The sequence below is a fragment of the Martelella mangrovi genome, from assembly GCF_040545495.1.
GTDB classification, from domain to species: domain Bacteria; phylum Pseudomonadota; class Alphaproteobacteria; order Rhizobiales; family Rhizobiaceae; genus Martelella; species Martelella mangrovi.
The window spans coordinates 340224-358509 of sequence record NZ_JBEPLY010000003.1 but is presented as its reverse complement, the minus strand read 5'-3'; the positions used below and the strand labels follow the sequence as shown (position 1 = coordinate 358509).

Here is an 18286-nt window from a genome sequence, read left to right as displayed (position 1 = left end):
GGCCGCCTGCCGTCAATGCGCCGCGGTTTCGCGGGCCTTGGCCAGTTCGGCAAGGTCTGCAGCTTGCAGTTCGACGGATTCGCCGCAGCCGCAGGCCGATGTCTCGTTCGGGTTCTTGAAGACGAAACCGGTCCTGAGCTTGGTGACCTCGAAATCCATGACCGTGCCGAGCAGATAGAGCGAGGCGGCGGGATCGACCCAGACCGTCGCGCCATTCAGTTCGACATGGTCGTCCTTGTCAGCGATATTATCGGCGGTGACCAGGTCCACGGTGTATTCCATGCCCGCGCAGCCGCCCTTCTTGATCGCAACGCGAATGCCGCGCGCTTCCGGCCCGGAATTGGCGACGATCTCGTTGACACGGTTTGCTGCTGCTTCAGTCAGCGTGATGACTTGAAAGCCCATTTCATTCTCCATCAACATCCGGGTTAAAGGCCCGGCGTTCGAAGTCTATTGCATCAGTACGCTCGGCCGCCGTCAATACCAGCCGACGGCGATCTTTGCTTCTTCGGACATCCGGTCCGGCGTCCACGGCGGATCGAATGTCATCTCAACCTCGACACCGGAAACACCCTCGACCGTGCTGACCGCATTTTCCACCCAGGCCGGCATTTCGCCTGCCACGGGGCAGCCGGGCGCCGTCAGCGTCATGTCGATCCGCACCATCCGGTCGTCATCGACATCGATCCTGTAGATCAGGCCGAGTTCGAAGATATCGGCCGGAATTTCCGGGTCGTAAACCGTCTTCAGCGCAGAAATGATATCATCGGAGAGCCGCGCAAGCTCCTCGGCAGGAATGGAGGAACCGGTCTCGGCCGATGCCGTTTCTGCGTTTTCTTCAACACTCATGCCATTCTCCTAGGCTCAGGCAAAGAAGGTTCGCGCGTAATCGAGCGCCTCAACCAGGGCATCCACTTCCGCACGCGTATTGTAAAGGCCGAACGAGGCCCGGCAGGTCGATGTCACGCCGAACCGGGTCAGAAGCGGCTGCGCGCAATGGGTGCCCGCACGCACCGCAACACCGCGACGGTCGATGATCGTCGAAATATCATGGGCATGCACGCCTTCGATGGCGAAGGAAAAGATGCTGCCCTTTCTTTCCGCATTGCCGATCACCCTCAGCGCATTCACATGCGAAAGCTGCTCGCGCGCATAGGCCGTCAAATCCGCCTCGTGCGCGGCAATCGCCGCACGGCCGATGCCTTGCATATAGTCAAGGGCAACGCCCAATCCAATAGCCTGCACGATCGGCGGCGTTCCCGCCTCGAAGCGATGCGGCGGTTCGGCATAGGTGACGCGATCCTCGAAAACGTCGGAAATCATCTCGCCGCCGCCCTGGAACGGGCGCATCTCTGACAGGCGATCGAACGTGCCGTAAAGCACGCCGATGCCCGAGGGACCATAGAGCTTGTGGCCGGTCATCACATACCAGTCGCAGCCGATATCGCGCACATCGACCGGCAGATGGACAGCGCCCTGCGAACCGTCAACCAGCACCGGAATATCGCGCTCATGGGCAATCCGGGTCACTTCCTTGACATCGACAATGGTGCCGAGCGCATTCGACATCTGGGTAATGGCGACCAGCTTGGTGCGCTCGGTCAGGCATTTTTCGAAGTCTTCGAGGTGGAATTCGCCATCCTCGTCCACCGGCGCCCAGACCAGTTTCACGCCCTTGCGTTCGCGCAGGAAGTGCCAGGGCACGATGTTGGAATGGTGCTCCATGATCGAGATGACGATCTCATCGCCTTCGCCGAGATTTTCCATCGCCCAGCCGTAAGCCACCGTATTGATGGCTTCGGTGGTGTTGCGGGTGAAGACGATCTCGTTGACCGAACCGGCATTGAGGAAGGCGCGCACCTTTTCGCGCGCGGCCTCATAGGCATCGGTTGCCGCGTTTGACAGAAAATGCAGGCCCCGGTGCACATTGGCGTATTCATGCGCATAGGCATTGGCAACCGTGTCGATGACGACCTGCGGCTTTTGCGCCGACGCGCCATTGTCGAGATAGACAAGCGGTTTTCCGTCATGAACCGTGCGCGACAGGATCGGAAAATCCTGCCTGATCTTTTCGACGTCGTAACCTGTAACCTGAGCATCCATTGCCCTGAACTCCGTCTGTGGCTTCCGGTCGTCGGAAGCCGTGAACGCCACCCGGGCTGGCGGGCGGAAAATTGCTGCGGGGAAGGCGCCAAAAGCGCCTGCCGCCTATTCGTGCCGGTCGAGCCAGTCGGTGATGATCGCCTCGACAGCTTCGGAGAGCTGCTCGTTGTCGAGTTCCTCGACAACTTCGGCAACAAATGCGTTGATCAGCAGACCCTCGGCCACCTTACGCGGAATGCCGCGCGCCATCAGGTAATAAAGATGGTTCGGATCGATATCCGTGACCGTCGCGCCATGGCCGCACTGAACGTCATCGGCGAAGATTTCAAGCTCGGGCTTGGCCGAGAACGTACCGAAGTCGCTCATCAGCAGCGTGTTGCAGCTCATCTTGGCATCGGTTTTCTGGGCGTCCTGAGCAACCCGGATCAGCCCCTGGAACACGCCGCGCGCCTTGTCGAACACGACATTGCGAACGACTTCCGTCGACGTCGTGTTCGGCACGTTATGACCGAGATCGAAGGTGATGTCGGTGTGCGTTTCTCCGCCCAGAAGGTTGACGCCGCGCAGGGTCAGGTCCGCGCCCTCGCCGTTTACCGTGCAGTCGATTTCGTGACGCACCAGCTTGCCGCCGGCATTGACGATCAGAAGCTTCAGCCGGGCATTCTCGCCAAGTTCGATCCTGAGCTTGCCGAGATGGGAATCTTCCGCGCCCTGCTGCTGCATGACGACATAGGTGATTTCCGCATCCTTGCCGAGCGACAGCGACGTCAGCGAGCTGACCAGCGCGGCATCACCCTGCGGCGCGACGTGGCGCTCGACCAGCATGCCGGAAACGCCCTCGCCCACATCGATGCGATTGCGGTTATGCACCTGGCCGCCGTCATGAACCGACTGTATTTCCAGCGGTTCGGCAAGCGTCGTCCCCTCGGCGATATCGAGAATATAGCCGTCACTCATCAAGGCGCCGTTGATGCGCCCGATGGCATCATCCTTGTGCGCCAGTTCAAGCCGCACGGCGGTATCGCCGTTTGCGAGCGCATCGGCGGTATTGCCACCGGAAACGCCGTCGATTGCCGGGATATGGCTTGCACGGCCCTGCACCAGCGGCAAAACCGCACTGCCCGGCAGAAGCGGGGAAAGTGCGTTGACCGCCTCGCCGCTGCCCTCGGGCACGGTGCGCAGGAGATTGCGCAGATCGGTATAGTGCCAGGCTTCAACACGGCGGGTCGGCAGACCGTTTGAACGCAGTTCGCCGGCCAGCCGGTCGCGCTCGGTCGTCACCTCGGCATTGCCCGGCAGCGAGCCCGCAAGCCGGCCGAAGGAGGCCACCAGCGCTTCTTCCGCCGCTGTCAGCGTGATCTGTTTTTGCATGTTCATCGCGTCCGTCTCCCGGCCTCAGGCCGCTTCGCCGATGATATCGGCGTAGCCGTTGGCCTCCAGCTCATGCGCCAGTTCCTTGCCGCCGGTCTTGATGATCTGGCCCTTGTAGAGCACGTGGACCGTATCCGGCACGATATAGTCGAGCAGGCGCTGGTAGTGGGTGATGACCATCACCGAACGATCCGGCGCGCGCAGCGCGTTGACGCCATCGGCAACGATCTTCAGCGCATCGATATCAAGCCCTGAATCGGTCTCGTCCATGACGCAGAGCTTTGGTTCCAGAAGCGCCATCTGCAGGATTTCCGCGCGCTTCTTCTCGCCGCCGGAAAAGCCGACATTGAGCGGCCGTTTCAGCATCTCGTAGTCGATCTTCAGCTCGGCGGAAGCTTCCTTGACCTTGCGCATGAAGTCCGGGGTGGACAGTTCGCCCTCGCCGCGCGCCTTGCGCTGCTCGTTGATCGCCACCTTCAGGAACTGCATGGTGGCCACACCGGGAATTTCCACCGGATACTGGAAGGCCAGGAACACGCCCTTGGCGGCACGCTCTGCGGCGTCAAGTTCCAGAATGTTCTCGCCGTTATAGATGATCTCGCCTTCGGTCACCTCATAATCCTCGCGGCCAGCAAGGATATAGGAAAGCGTCGACTTGCCGGAGCCGTTCGGCCCCATGATCGCAGCCACTTCACCATCCTGGATCGTCAGGTTCAGACCCTTGATAATTTCCGTGCCATCCTCGGCAATGCGTGCGTGCAGGTTCTTGATTTCAAGCATTTGTCGTTTCCTTCAGCAGGCGACCGGTTTTGGCGTCTCCGGGCAGGTCCCGAAACAGTAGGCAAAACAGTCGCTGTCAATCTCTTTCAGGCGCGGCCGTCACTGCCGCTTGCCCCTTGTTCTGCGTCATCCTCGGGCCTGACCCGAGGATCCAAATCACATTTCAGCACGAGAAAACCCCATACTGTGTTCGCCCTTGCGCCGTTTTCCCCGATCCGCTCCGCACACTTTCCCGGCACTTGCGGAATGGATCCTCGGGTCAAGCCCGAGGATGACACGGCGGGCGGTCAGGCTCAGCGCAAGACGGCCGGCGTTGCCGAATGTACTAGCCCACAGAGCCTTCGAGCGAAATCCCGATCAGCTTCTGCGCCTCGACCGCAAACTCCATCGGCAGTTCCTGAATAACTTCGCGGACGAAGCCGTTGACGATCAGGGCGATTGCCTCTTCTTCGGGAATGCCGCGCTGCATGCAGTAGAACAGCTGGTCCTCGGAAATCTTCGAGGTCGTCGCCTCGTGCTCGAAACGGGCCGATGAATTTCCGGCCTCGATGTAGGGCACGGTGTGGGCGCCGCATTTGTCGCCGATCAGCAGGCTGTCGCACTGGGTGAAGTTGCGCGCGTTTTCCGCCTTGCGGTGGGCTGCGACCTGACCGCGATAGGTATTGTTGGAAAAGCCCGCCGAAATGCCCTTGGAGATGATCCGGCTCGACGTGTTCTTGCCGAGATGGGTCATCTTGGTGCCCGAGTCGATCTGCTGATGGCCGTTGGAGACGGCAATCGAGTAGAACTCGCCGCGGGAATTGTCGCCGCGCAGCAGGCAGGAAGGATATTTCCAGGTGATCGCCGAACCGGTCTCGACCTGGGTCCAGGAAATCTTGGAATTATCGCCCCGGCAATCGCCGCGCTTGGTGACGAAGTTGTAGATGCCGCCCTTGCCCTCGGCATCGCCGGGGAACCAGTTCTGGACCGTGGAATACTTAATTTCGGCATCATCCAGCGCCACCAGTTCGACGACGGCGGCGTGCAGCTGGTTTTCATCGCGCTGCGGCGCGGTGCAGCCTTCCAGATAGGAGACGTAAGCCCCTTCTTCGGCGATGATCAGCGTGCGCTCGAACTGGCCGGTGTTCTTCTCGTTGATGCGGAAATAGGTCGAAAGCTCCATCGGGCAGCGAACGCCCTTGGGCACGAAGACGAAGGAGCCATCGGTAAACACCGCCGAATTCAGCGCGGCATAGAAATTGTCAGCGCGCGGCACGACGGAGCCCAGATATTTCTTCACCAGATCCGGATATTCGCGGATCGCCTCCGAAATCGACATGAAGATCACGCCGGCCTTGGCGAGCTCCTTCTTGAAGGTGGTGACGACCGAGACCGAGTCGAACACGGCATCGACGGCAACCCTATTGGACTGGTGCTGCTTGTCTTCGACGCCCGCCAGGATTTCCTGCTCCTGCAGCGGAATACCGAGCTTTTCGTAGGTCGCCAGCAATTCCGGATCGACCTCGTCCAGCGTTTTCGGGCCGGTGACCGATTTCGGTGCAGCGTAATAGTAGAGGTCGTTGAAATCGATTTTCGGGTAGCTCACCCGCGCCCAGCTCGGCTCTTCCATATTGAGCCAGCGCTGATAGGCGGCCAGACGCCATTCCAGCATCCAGTCGGGTTCACCCTTCTTGTGGGAAATGAAACGGATGATGTCCTCGGACAGGCCCTTGGGCGCCTTGTCCACTTCAATCATCGTTTCGAAACCGTATTTGTACTGATCGACGTCGATCTCGGCAACCTGATCGACGGTTTCCTTAACGGCAACCATATGTTCACTCCACTCATGACCGGGTTCAAGGCCCGGCGGTTCACGTGTACCAAAGCGGCTATACCGCTTTATGTAATCAAAGCTGGCGGGATTTGCACCCCGTCCTGCCTGCGTTTTGTCAATTCTTCAGGCCGCTGCGTCCGACAGCTTCCTGCGACCGGCAATCTTTGCAAACGCGTCGATTGCCCTGTCGATATCTTCCTGCGTTGTCGACCAGCCAAGCGAGATGCGCAGCGCGCCCAGGCGCGGATCGCGGCCCATGGCCTTCAGCACATGGCTTTCACCAACCTTGCCGGATGAACAGGCTGAACCCGCCGACAGCGCGATCCCTTCCAGATCGAAGGCGATCTGGCCGGTTTCCGCCTTCAGGCCCGGCAGGGTGAAAGCGCAGGTATTGGCAACGCGTTCGGTGTTTTCGCCATAAATGACGACGTCGGGCGCGGCCTTGCGCATACCGGTCTCCAACCGCTCCCTGAGGGCTGCAATGCGTGCATTGCGTTCACCGAGCCCCTCGGCAGCAAAGGCAGCGGCGGCACCAAAACCCATGATGCCGGCAATATTTTCCGTGCCGGAGCGGTGGCCCTTCTCGTGACCGCCGCCGCGCACCAGCGGCGCCGGCATCAGCGTTTCACCGCGTGAGACAAGCGCGCCGACACCCTTGGGACCGCCGATCTTGTGCGACGAGACGATCAGGAAATCGGCGTCGAGCGCTTCCGGTGAGACGGGAATGCGCCCGGCAGCCTGCACCGCATCGACCACCAGAAGGCCGCCATGGGCATGCACGATTTTCGCCGCTTCTGCCACCGGCTGGACAATGCCGGTCTCGCTGTTGACCAGCATGATTGCAACCATCGGAAGCCCGGCCTCGGTCTTGTGGCCGGCCAGCAGCTGTTCCAGCGCATCGAGCCTGACAACGCCATCCGCGCTTACGGGAATTTCATGGCGCATTTCTGCGGGAAATCGCCCGCCCTCATGAACGGCCGGATGCTCGATTGCGGAGACATAAAGACCGCCGAGACGCACCGGGCTGCGGCCCATGCGGAAATCCGGCGTCAAAACGGCATTGGCCGCCTCGGTCGCACCGGAGGTAAAGACCACATGCTCGGCAGCAGCGCCAACCAGTTCGCCCACCTGCCGGCGGGCTTTGTCGATGGCCGCACGCGCGGCCCGCCCTTCCCGGTGAACGGATGACGGATTGCCGGCAAGATCCATAGCCTCGAGCACAGCGGCGCGGGCTTCCGGCAGAAGCTTCGCAGTCGCATTCCAGTCAAGATATATCCTGTCGGTGCTCATAACGGCCTTATTTCGGCAGGCAATGGCGGCCCACGACGCATTTTCCTTGAAATCACTGCTCTGCTTGGCCTATTTGAGCCTTCAGCAAGAGATGACTTCTGTTTTTCGAACCATTCTAAACTGCTTTTAGGAAAGCTGAGCCAATTAGTCAAGTCAATGCGACTTGCGCAAGCGGTCTTGAAAGTTTGAACCGATTTTTCCGGAGAGCCAATGCCTGAAGTGATTTTCAACGGACCGGCCGGTCGCCTTGAAGGCCGCTACCAGCCGTCCAAGGAGAAGAACGCCCCGATCGCCATCGTCCTGCACCCGCATCCGCGTTTCGGCGGCACGATGAACAATCCGATCGTCTACGAGCTCTTCTACATGTTCCAGAAGCGCGGCTTCACCACGCTGCGCTTCAATTTCCGCGGCATCGGCCGCAGCCAGGGCGAATTCGACCATGGCTCGGGCGAACTTTCGGATGCGGCGGCAGCGCTCGACTGGGTGCAGAGCCTGCACCCCGATTCGAAGAATTGCTGGGTCGCCGGCTATTCCTTCGGCTCATGGATCGGTATGCAGCTTCTGATGCGCCGGCCGGAGATCGAGGGCTTCATGTCGATTTCGCCGCAGCCGAACATCTACGACTTCTCGTTCCTGGCCCCCTGCCCCTCTTCCGGCCTGATCATCCATGGCGACGCCGACAAGGTTTCGCCGCAGCGCGACGTGAACGGTCTGGTCGAAAAGCTGAAGACCCAGAAGGGCATTCTGATCACCCAGAAGGTGGTGCCGGGCGCCAACCACTTCTTCTCCGGCCGGAACGAGGACCTGCTCGCCGAATGCGAGGACTATCTCGACCGCCGCCTGGACGGTGAACTCGTCCCGGAACCGGCGCCGAAGCGGATCAGGTGATTTTCGTCTGACGCTGCCAACGGCCTGAAAGCCTTTTGCGCGATAAAGGCCGAGCCCGCACCGTATCACCAAATCAGCAGCCGGCGGGATCATGACCGATCCCGCCGGCTTTCCTTTCCTGCGTTTTCCCTCTTGACCTTGACGCTAGTGTCAAGGGGATAGCGCTGCCGTTCCATGGTCATGCAGGCATGCAGGACCGGCTCACGGAAAGGTTTGAAAACATGTTTGAAGAAAATGACTGGCAGGGCAAAATTGCCATCGTAACGGGCGGCAGCGCCGGCATCGGAAAGGCCACCGCACTGGCGCTGGCCGAACGCGGCGCGAATGTCGTCATAACGGGCCGCAATCAGGCGCGGCTCGATGCCATTGTCGGCGCCAATGACCGGATTGCCGCCGTTCAGGCCGGCAGCAGCGATCCCGCAAGCGCGGCCCGCATTGTCAAAGCCGCGCTCAGCCGCTGGGGCCGGCTCGATCTGGTCGTCAACAATGCCGGCGCCGGCAAGCCATTGCCGATCGACGCCTATGACGCGGAAACACTCACCGAAATCAACGCCGTCAACATCATGGCCCCGTCCCTGCTGGTCAAAGAGGCGGTTCCGGCATTGCGGGAAACCCGGGGTGCCATCGTCAACATCACCACCGCCGTTTCCGCCCGCGCCGCGCCGATGCTGGCGCATTATGCCGCCACCAAGGCAGCGCTTGAACACCTGACCCGGTCCTGGGCCGTGGAACTCGCCGCCGACGGCATCCGCGTGAACGCGGTTGCCCCCGGCCCGGTCAAGAGCAACGCATTGACGGGCATGATGGGGCTCACGCCGGAAATGGCGGCTTCGGTCGAGCAACAGGAGGCGGCGCAGATCCCGCTCGGCCGCCGCGGCGAGACCAACGATATTGCGCCGTGGATATTGCATCTGGGCGGTTCGGCCAATGCATGGGTCACCGGCCAGATCGTCACGGTGGATGGCGGCTGGTCTCAGCGCGGCTGACATTGCCGGGCCAGCGCCGCAAAACCGGATGCGTGATCCCTTGACTTCAAGGCCGGACATTAACATCTGTGTCAATGTTGAAGGCGGCCGCAAAGGCGCCGCTCCAGTGCTGGAAGAAGCAGACATGCAGATCAAGGAAGCCGCCGAAACGCTCGGGATCACGCAACGGATGTTGCGCCACTATGAAAATGCGGGCCTCATGGACGCCCGCCGATCGGAAAACGGGTATCGCATTTACAGCGACGCTGATCTGCGCCGCGCCGCCCGCATCCGCGATCTTATCGAAACCGGCTTTTCCACCCGCGAGGTGCGCCTGATGGCGGCCTGTCTTTCCGACGAAGGTTCAGGCCCCTGCGCGGGCGGTATCGCCCAGCTGCAGGACAAGCTCGACCATATCGACCGGTTGCGCGCCGATCTCGATCACCGCCGACAGGCCGTCCTCGATCGCATCGCCACATTGCGCGCCGCGCTGCCGGAAGCCGGCGAAAGGCAGAATGCGCAAGCTTGACCGCGTTGCCGATTGCAGTCCGCATGGCGTGCAAGGCGGATCAGGTCTTTGATACCGTTTCTGTTTGCCGTGTCCGGGAAATCTCCCGCTCGCTTTCGATCACGGCAGGCGCGGGAAGCGCGAAAGCTGCTCCGGAATGCCCGAACTACCCGAGACTGTCAGGCAATAGGTGGCGTTCGGCCGCCAAAACAGGTGCACACGAACGAAAAACCGTGCTAAAGGCCGCGCGTCCGCATTCAAGCAACCGAAGATAGATCCATGTCGAAGTTCAAATCCGAATTCCTGCACACACTTTCCGAGCGCGGTTTCATCCAGCAGATCTCCGATGAAACCGGCCTTGATGACCTTCTGTCGAAGGAGCAGGTGACGGCCTATATCGGCTTCGATCCGACCGCGCCGAGCCTGCATGCCGGCTCGCTGATCCAGATCATGATGCTGCACTGGTTCCAGAAGACCGGTCACCGGCCGATTTCGCTGATGGGCGGCGGCACCGGCATGGTCGGCGACCCGTCCTTCAAGGACGAGGCCCGCAAGCTGATGACCGTCGACATGATCGAGGACAATATTGCCTCGATCCAGCGCGTCTTCGCCAATTACATCGATTATGACCGCGCCGATGTACCGGCGCTGATGATCAACAATGCCGAATGGCTGCGCGACATCAACTACCTGGAATTCCTGCGCGATGTCGGCCGGCATTTCTCGGTCAACCGCATGCTGTCGTTCGAGAGCGTGAAGACGCGGCTTGACCGCGAGCAATCGCTGTCCTTCCTCGAATTCAATTACATGATCCTGCAGGCCTACGACTTCGTCGAGCTTTACAGGAATTATGGCTGCCGCCTGCAGATGGGCGGTTCGGACCAGTGGGGCAATATCGTCAACGGCATCGATCTCGGCCACCGCATGGATGCACCGCAGCTTTACGCCCTGACGGCACCGCTTCTGACCACGGCTTCCGGCGCCAAGATGGGCAAGTCCGCCAATGGCGCCATCTGGCTCAACCCGGACATGCTGGGGCCTTACGATTTCTGGCAGTTCTGGCGCAACACCGAAGACGCCGATGTCGGTCGTTTCCTGAAGCTCTACACCACCCTGCCGATGGACGAGGTCGCACGCCTCTCAGCTCTCGGCGGTTCGGAGATCAACGAGGTCAAGAAAATCCTCGCCACCGAAGTGACCGCCATGCTGCATGGTCGTCAGGCGGCAGAAGAGGCGGCCGAGACAGCGCGCAAGACCTTCGAGGAAGGCGCGCTTGCCGCCAATCTTCCGACCATCGAGATCGCCGCATCGGATATTCAGGCCGGGATCGGCATTCTCACGCTTCTGGGCAAGGCAGGCCTTGCCGGCTCCAACGGCGAAGCCCGCCGTCACGTCAAGGGCGGCGCGGTGAAGCTCAACGACAAGGGCGTCTCCGACGAGCGCATGGCCGTCGGCACCGATGCCATCACCGAAGACGGCGTCATCAAGCTCTCGCTCGGCAAGAAAAAGCACATTCTGATCAAGCCGGTCTGAACCGAAGCCGTTCAGACGGCTCATTAAAATCAGGAAAAATACCCAGAATCCCGGTCTCGCGATCGGGATTTTTTTATTTTATATTTTACTTAAAAACAAAAGTATAAATAAAAGTAATATACAATTTAATATTACAAATGATGTTGATTTATTTAAAATGTGGCTTTACCCATACCAATACGAAGGAAATATAAGAATACAGAAAGACAATCCTTGGAGGGCGCGCGCAGAGGGTATTTTCACTTCACCAATCCGGGGGACATTACGTGAAAACTGCGAAGCCAGAGAGAACCCGCCTGAAGCATCAGGCCATGCTGACGGCATCACCGCTCGCACTAGCGGCAACACTGCTGTTTATCGAATACGGCGAGGCGAATGCGACAGGCTGCCTTGTCAACGGCAATGCTGCAACCGAGGCCGTCACCGTGACCTGCAATACCTCCAATGATCCGTCCGATACGCCGGTATCAACCGGTGACTTCAACGACACCATGAATGTCGAGGACAATGTCGCCGTCAAAACGATCCGCACCCTTGATGGCAATGACAGCGTTACCATGAGCTGCGGCGCGACAGTTGGACAATCCATCGCCGGCAACGCCAACGCGATCAATATGGGCGACGGCAATGACACACTGACACTGACGGGAAATGCCGAAACCTACGGCGTTGTCGTTATGGGTGACGGAGACGATACGGCCCGTATCGGCGGCAATGCCGTTATCGGCGTGAACAGGACACGCGCCTTCCAGACGAGCCTCGACATGGGCGATGGAAACAATTCGGTTGTCGTTACCGAAGACGCGCGCGTGTCAGCACTGCTGCAACTGGGCAGCGGCAACGACACGGTGGTCATCGAAAGCGGAGAGGTCAACCGTATCCGCGACGATGGCGGCATTGATCACTTCACCATCAATGGCGGCAGTGTCACGCGTATCGGCCATGCCTTTGACAATCAGCGGGCGTCCGGCGGCGATACGCTGGTGATGAACGGCGGAACGCTGGGTGTTTATTCCGGCAGCGGCGATCGCGATTCCGTCACGCTCTACGGAGGCACCGCGCAGACAATCAACGGCGGCGGCGGAAACGATGTCATCATCCTGGACGGCACCGAAGTGACCGGGTTTTTGCGTGGCGGCTGGGACCTCGGTTCGGAAGATGACGCAGACGAAATCCATCTCCTGTCAGGCAGCGTCGGGCGATCCGTTCTGGGCGAGAAAGGCGCAGACCACATTGTCATCGACGGCGCGGCCATCGGTGAAGGCGTGACCGGCGATTCGGCGGTCCTGTTCCAGGGCAATCCGATTGACGACACGGTGAGCGACGACCTGATTGAATGGAAATCAGGCTCCATCGGAACGGAAGACGCCCCCGGTTATGTGGCCGGCGGCGGCGGTTCGGACACCATCATCATTTCCGCCAGCGAATATAACGGCACCCAGGAGATTACCGGCGCCTCTTATGACTGGATCAACGGCATGCCTGTCCATCAGGACGACGGACCGCAGCAGGATGAACTGACGCTGCAGGGCCTGACGGTCTCGACAGACGCCGGCCTTGTGACGCACTGGGAGAAAATCACCTTGCAGGATTCCGATTTCACCGTTTCGGGCAGCAGCTGGAGTGTCTCCCAAACTGACGGAAACGGGATATTCCTGAACCGATCTTCGCTGCACTTCGATCCCGATGCCACGATTGCCAGCAACCTGACGGCGACGGAAAACAGCACGGTCGATCTTGCATCCGGCACCACGCTTGACGGCAATCTTTCTTCCGTCAACAGCGCCGTTACCTTCGGCGATGGCGCGTCCTTGACCGGAAACGCCACGATCAGCGGCGGCACGTTTACGGCCGGCAATGGCTTTTTCGTCGGCGGCGACAGCTCTTTCACCGACAAGAGCCGCGTTACCCTTGGCAACAGGGCGGCGTTTGCGGGCAACATCCAGGTTTCAGACAGCACAGTGAACTTCGCCAACCAGTCATCGGTCTCCGGCAATCTGCGCAATGACGGCACCTTGAGCATGCAGGACGGCGCTGCAGGCGACCTTCTGACGGTCAGCGGCACCTATTCGGGCAATGGTATATTGCTGATGGATATCGACCCGGACACCGGAAGCGCCGACAGCCTGACCGTCGGGCATGTCGGCAGCGGCTCCAGCTATATCCAGGTCAGCCCCGTCTACACCGATGTGTTGCCGGGCCCGGATTCCAAATGGCAACTGGTGAGCGTTACCGACGGCAGCGGCACACCGGACTCCTTCCTGCTTGAAGGCGGGGATGCCGAACTCGGCGCCTATCTCTACAATCTGGATTTCGAAAACGGCACGTTCGTTCTTCAAAACACTGGCAGGTTTGCGCCTGCGGCTTCGCTATATGAAGTCTACCCGCAGGTGCTTCTGTCTCTTTCACGGATGAGCTCGCTCAACACCCGCGTCGGCAACCGCTACTGGAATGACGACAGCGCAACCCCTGCGACCGTCACAGCCTATTCGGAAAGCCCGGAAGACGACGAGACCCCCTTCCCGGTGACCGACACAGGTGTTCCGGTGATCGGCCAAAGCAGCGTCTGGGGCAGGATCGGCGGCGCCCGCAGTCACGTTGAGCCGACGATATCCTCCACCGGCACCACCTACGATCTGGACCGTTTCGAGCTGGATGCCGGCGTCGACGGGCTGCTGGCCGACACCGCCGACGGCAGACTGATCGGCGGCATCACCGCGCATTATGTCCACGGTGCGACCGATACATCCTCCCCCTCCGGCGACGGATCGATCGATACCGACGGCTACGGCTTCGGCGGAACACTGACCTGGTATGGTCTCAACGGCTTTTATGCCGATGGCCAGGCCGAACTGACCTGGTATGATTCCGACCTGGAGACCAAACGCGACGGGGTGTTTGAAAGCGGCGCTTCGGCTTTCGGATACGGCCTGTCCATCGAAGCGGGCCAGCGGATTGCCCTTCAGGACAAGCTGACCCTGACGCCGCAAGCCCAGTTGCAATATTCAGCAATCGATTTTGACGATTTCACCGACAGTCTCGGCTCACAGATTTCCCTGCGCAGTGGCGATCAGTTTCTGGGCCGCATCGGCCTGATGCTCGACAGGGAATCGGTCTGGACCGACGCGATGGGCGAGACAAGGCGGAGCAGCGGCTATGGCATCATCAATGTCTATCACGACTTCAGCGATGACACCGAGGTCCGCGTCTCGCAGGCGAACCTGACGTCGGAGCTTGACGACTGGACCGGCGAAATCGGCTTCGGCGGCACCTACCAGTGGGACGACAGCAAATATGTCGTATACGGGGAAATCAGCCTTGCCTCCGGTCTGGAAAGCTTTGGGGATTTCTATGCATTCGGCGGCAATATCGGCCTTAGCGTCCGCTGGTAAAGCGGCAAGAGAACCGGGCGCGCTGCAGCTTTGAGCGGCGGGACAGGACGCGGCGGCGCGGCAACGCGCCCCGCAGGGTTCTCTACTGAAACTCGAAGATCTTGCGGAACACGCCGGGGGCGATGGCGGAAAGCGGATTGACCACCAGATCGGGGTCGGCGGTCTTTCCGGTCAGCTTGAAGGTAATCCCGAACAGGCCCTTGTCGTTCCCGTTGCCGAGTAGCGGCCCGAAAAGCGGAATTTCCGCAAAGATCCGGTTCAGTCCATAGGCGGGCATGAAGGTGCCGGTCATGTCGATATTGCCGGCGGCATCCCGCACCACGCCCTTGAAGGTCGCGCCCACCTGATCACCCCGGACAAAGGCATCGGAGACCTGCAGAACCCCGTCGGAAAGATCGATCACGGCCTGAGCTCGCTGGAAGCGCTGTTCGGTCTCGTTGATCTGGTTGCTGTAGGTGGCATTCAGGCTCTTGCCGTTGGCCCCCGTCGGCGAGGACAGCAGTTGCTTCAGCTGCTCTTCGTTGAGCAGGCGGAATTCTGCAAGGTTGAGCAGGCCATGCCAGCCGGCGCTGGTTTCGATCATGTTGAGATCGAGCGTGCCGCCGGTCATCTTCTGGTAAACACCGAGAAAGCGCAGCAGCGAACCGGTGCCCGAGGTTCTGACGGAAACGGTCTTGGCGCCATCTTCGGCACCGAGATCGACGATGACGGGCTGCCCCGTCGCCGTTGTCGCCGAAAGCGAACCGGAGGCAAGATCGCCGCGCCGCACCACAAGATCGCCGGCAACGCCGGAAAGCTGGCGGCCGCCCCCGCCGGAAACGCGGGCGATATCGAAATGAACGCGGGCATCGCCTGTACCGCTTGCCGCTGAGCCGCCGCCCGTATTGCCGTTGCCTGCAATCAGATTGTCGAGCAGCGGGCTCGCCATGAGGCTCCGGCCGGTGACGACAACATCGAGGCCACTCTGCTCACGCTGGATGGCGACATTGATATCGTCGCCTTCCGACAGCGCGACATGGGTCAGCGTGGTCGACAGCAGGCCGTCCTTGTCGATTTTCACCTGCCCGCGGGCCGACAATCCGCTCCCCGTGAGCTGCAGATCATCGAGCACGGTCACGTCGTTTTCGTCCTTGCGAAGATGGAAAGACAATGTGGCCGGCACACCGCCGGGCTTTTGCCATCCCAGCCACGGCAGAGACAGAACCGTGCGCTTCAGATCAAGCGTGACCAGGCTGCCGTCATCCTCATTCTCCATCGTCATCGCAATCGGGCCGCTGACATAGCTGCCGAGGCCGGGCGCAAGTTTTTCGCGCTGGCTGTCATCAAGATCAGCGGCAAGCCAGAGCGCCGTTTCCGAACCGTCCCCTGCCCCCAGCGGCATGCTCCACTTGATATCGAGCGGCACGCCATTCGCGCTTCCCTCACCCTCGAAGGCAAGACGATCGGGAATCACCTCCAGCAGGCCGGCGAGATCGGAAACCGCATAACCGCTGACCGGCTTTTGCAGTTTGCCCTCCTTCACATCCGCAACCACACTCCAGCTCGGCGGCAGCGGCCCGGGGACATCAAGGGGGAAACTCGCCTTGACGTTGACATCGGCTAACCCGGTGAAATCGTCCGGGGTAAAATCCGTGCCATTGAGCGCGTTGATCGGCGGGGCTGCGGCCAGCGTGACAAGATTGCCAAGCGAACCGGAAAGCACGACATCCATCTGCCCGATCAGCGGCTTGGTATGACTGTCGGCAATTGCGAAAGTCCCCTCGCTCAGCTTTAGGGTCTGCCCCTTGCCGACCGTTATGGCGCCCTCCTCGATGTCGACATCGACGCTGCCGCCATTGATTTTCACCCGGGCGTCGCTCTGGTTGACGTCGGGGAACTTGTTGTTGAGCGTGATGCGGGTGTCGTCGATGTCAAAGGCGATGTTGAGTTCGGTTTCATCGAGATTGACCGGAATGCCCGGCCCCTCGAGGCGCCCTTCCGGCAGGTAAACGGCGATATCGCCATTGGTCACCACGCCGCCATGCAGGTTCTTGCTGACCCATTCGCGCGGTTTGCGCGCAATCCAGAACGGCCACAGCTGCTTGACCGCCTCGGTATCCATGCGCTCGATCCGCGCGCCGAAGCTGAGTTCCGGGCTGGCATCGCCGAAAACGGCCTTGAACGAGGCTGCCATGATGCCCTGCGGTGAACTGACGGCGATATCATCGAGCAGCAGCCGCGGATTTTCCGACTGATACTCGCCGGTGAACTTGGCATCGAAGATCAGCGGCGGCAGGCCCGGCTCGCGCGATTTGAACCGACCGCCGCGCACCAGAACGTCAAGCGCATACCCCGCCTCCTCGGCATTGGGCCTGAACCGGTCGAGATCCAGTATTCCTGCGGTGAAGGGGAACCGGCTTCCGTCGAAATCGATCGAAGAATCAGTGAGTTCTATCGACTGCTTGGCTGTATCGTAGGTCAGGTTGAGACGCGCATCGGAAAACGGACGCGCTATAGAATCGGCAACGAAGCGCCCGTCCGACACTTCGACCTCGGCGACCACGCCCGGCAGTCCGTCCGGGGCTGCCCGCGTCAGCGCAATCGCCATATCGGCCGTTCCCTCGACCCCCAGGACGGCATCGCCGTCCTGGTCCCTACGCAACAGAAACGGCGTCAGCCCGACATTGCGGACCTCGGCCTGGAGGCTTTTGGTGCGGCCGCGCTCGGCAATCGCCTCGAGTGAGAAACCGGTCACCGTATTGTCGAGCGAAACCTCGCCGTCAATTCGCAGGACGTCGTCGGGCAACAGGTTCAGATTGATGTCGCGAATATCGACCGAGACGTTTTTTCCCGGAGACGCGCTGCCGACGGGAAAGGCAATATTGCTCAGGCGGATTGACCGGGTTTCGGCAGCCCTGAGGATCCCCCGCGCAAAATCGGTCCGCGAGAAAATCTGCTCGACCAGAACCGGCAGGCTGTCAACGCGGTGGTCCGTCAGGCTGAAGGTGCCGGTCGAGGGCAAAGCCGAAGAATCGACGTCGATATCATCGGCGCGAACCGAACTTACGGAAATCTGGCCGCGCGCGAGACTGACCGGATCAATCGCAAAACTGAGAACGCCGATGGAAGCAAGCTGCTTCTCGTTCGGCCCGATCAGGTTCACACCGCTGACATTGAGCCGGAGCGACAGCCCGGCGCCCAGCCGCAGCGCTGCCGCATCGACGCGCGCGCTATAGCCCTCCGGCATGGCCGTACCGATCTGCTCATTGGCCTTTGCGGCCAGAAAACGGTCCAGAGAGCCGCTTTCGATGATATAGAACGCAACAGCGCATAAAATGGCGAGGACAAGAACGGTGAACAGAAACAACCGGGCACAGGCATGCGGGAGCCTGTGATGGGGGCGCGTGTGAACGATATGGGGATCGCTGGTTTGTGCCGACGGCATGCGATGGAGCGCAACGCGCTCACGCCTGCCAAAACGCGTGCGCTCTCCGCGAATAAAGGATTCTTTGTCGTTCCTGTCGTTCAAATTCGCCCCGACAAACGGTAATTCAGAGATCAAAGGGACGTCCGGCGCGAATCCCTCCAGGCATGTTTGCGATCATTGCGATGAAACATGGCACTGGCAAGCAGACAAACGACGCTGACGCTCTTTGTGTTGTGC

13 protein-coding genes are annotated in these 18286 nt (G+C 60.4%); 5 read left to right on the top strand and 8 right to left on the bottom strand.

What is annotated here, in order from left to right; genetic code table 11:
- Positions 1-12: 12 nt before the first annotated feature.
- The 7 genes from sufA to ABID12_RS06335 all read right to left on the bottom strand — a co-directional run bounded on the left by sufA (position 13) and on the right by ABID12_RS06335 (position 7357).
- Complete coding sequence (gene sufA / locus ABID12_RS06365; protein ID WP_354433533.1) at positions 13-405, bottom strand: Fe-S cluster assembly scaffold SufA; 393 nt, start codon at positions 403-405, stop codon at positions 13-15.
- A 72-nt stretch (positions 406-477) separates the two neighbouring features.
- Positions 478-849, bottom strand: coding sequence for an SUF system Fe-S cluster assembly protein (locus ABID12_RS06360; protein ID WP_354433532.1), 372 nt, complete (start codon positions 847-849; stop codon positions 478-480).
- 15 nt (positions 850-864) lie between these two features.
- A complete protein-coding gene (locus ABID12_RS06355; protein ID WP_106304777.1) occupies positions 865-2103 on the bottom strand; it encodes a cysteine desulfurase in 1239 nt (412 codons plus the stop codon).
- A gap of 105 nt (positions 2104-2208) precedes the next feature.
- Positions 2209-3480: a Fe-S cluster assembly protein SufD gene (gene sufD / locus ABID12_RS06350; protein WP_319520392.1), complete on the bottom strand. Its 1272-nt coding sequence runs from the start codon at positions 3478-3480 to the stop codon at positions 2209-2211.
- 18 nt (positions 3481-3498) lie between these two features.
- Positions 3499-4254, bottom strand: a complete 756-nt coding sequence (sufC, locus tag ABID12_RS06345) for a Fe-S cluster assembly ATPase SufC (protein WP_106304783.1) — start codon at positions 4252-4254, stop codon at positions 3499-3501.
- A gap of 325 nt (positions 4255-4579) precedes the next feature.
- A complete protein-coding gene (gene sufB / locus ABID12_RS06340; protein ID WP_354433531.1) occupies positions 4580-6064 on the bottom strand; it encodes a Fe-S cluster assembly protein SufB in 1485 nt (494 codons plus the stop codon).
- A 126-nt stretch (positions 6065-6190) separates the two neighbouring features.
- Positions 6191-7357: a cysteine desulfurase family protein gene (locus ABID12_RS06335; protein ID WP_354433530.1), complete on the bottom strand. Its 1167-nt coding sequence runs from the start codon at positions 7355-7357 to the stop codon at positions 6191-6193.
- 210 nt (positions 7358-7567) lie between these two features.
- Between ABID12_RS06335 and ABID12_RS06330 the strand changes: the two genes are divergently transcribed.
- The 5 genes from ABID12_RS06330 (at position 7568) to ABID12_RS06310 (ending at position 14643) form a co-directional block, all read left to right on the top strand.
- The gene (locus ABID12_RS06330; protein ID WP_106304792.1) at positions 7568-8245 is read left to right on the top strand and encodes an alpha/beta hydrolase; all 678 of its coding nucleotides are present in this window, start codon (positions 7568-7570) and stop codon (positions 8243-8245) included.
- A 221-nt stretch (positions 8246-8466) separates the two neighbouring features.
- The gene (locus ABID12_RS06325) at positions 8467-9231 is read left to right on the top strand and encodes an SDR family NAD(P)-dependent oxidoreductase (protein ID WP_354433529.1); all 765 of its coding nucleotides are present in this window, start codon (positions 8467-8469) and stop codon (positions 9229-9231) included.
- Positions 9232-9337: 106 nt separating this feature from the next.
- Positions 9338-9739, top strand: coding sequence for a MerR family transcriptional regulator (locus ABID12_RS06320; protein ID WP_227023614.1), 402 nt, complete (start codon positions 9338-9340; stop codon positions 9737-9739).
- 258 nt (positions 9740-9997) lie between these two features.
- Entirely contained in the window at positions 9998-11251 is a 1254-nt protein-coding gene (tyrS, locus tag ABID12_RS06315; protein WP_354433528.1) for a tyrosine--tRNA ligase, read from the top strand.
- A 266-nt stretch (positions 11252-11517) separates the two neighbouring features.
- Complete coding sequence (locus ABID12_RS06310; RefSeq protein WP_354433527.1) at positions 11518-14643, top strand: autotransporter family protein; 3126 nt, start codon at positions 11518-11520, stop codon at positions 14641-14643.
- 82 nt (positions 14644-14725) lie between these two features.
- Here the strand turns inward: ABID12_RS06310 and ABID12_RS06305 are convergent, their stop codons facing one another.
- Positions 14726-18151 carry a YhdP family protein gene (locus tag ABID12_RS06305; RefSeq protein ID WP_354433526.1) on the bottom strand — a complete coding sequence of 1142 codons (3426 nt, stop codon included), beginning with the start codon at positions 18149-18151 and terminating at the stop codon, positions 14726-14728.
- Between the last annotated feature and the right edge of the window lie 135 nt (positions 18152-18286).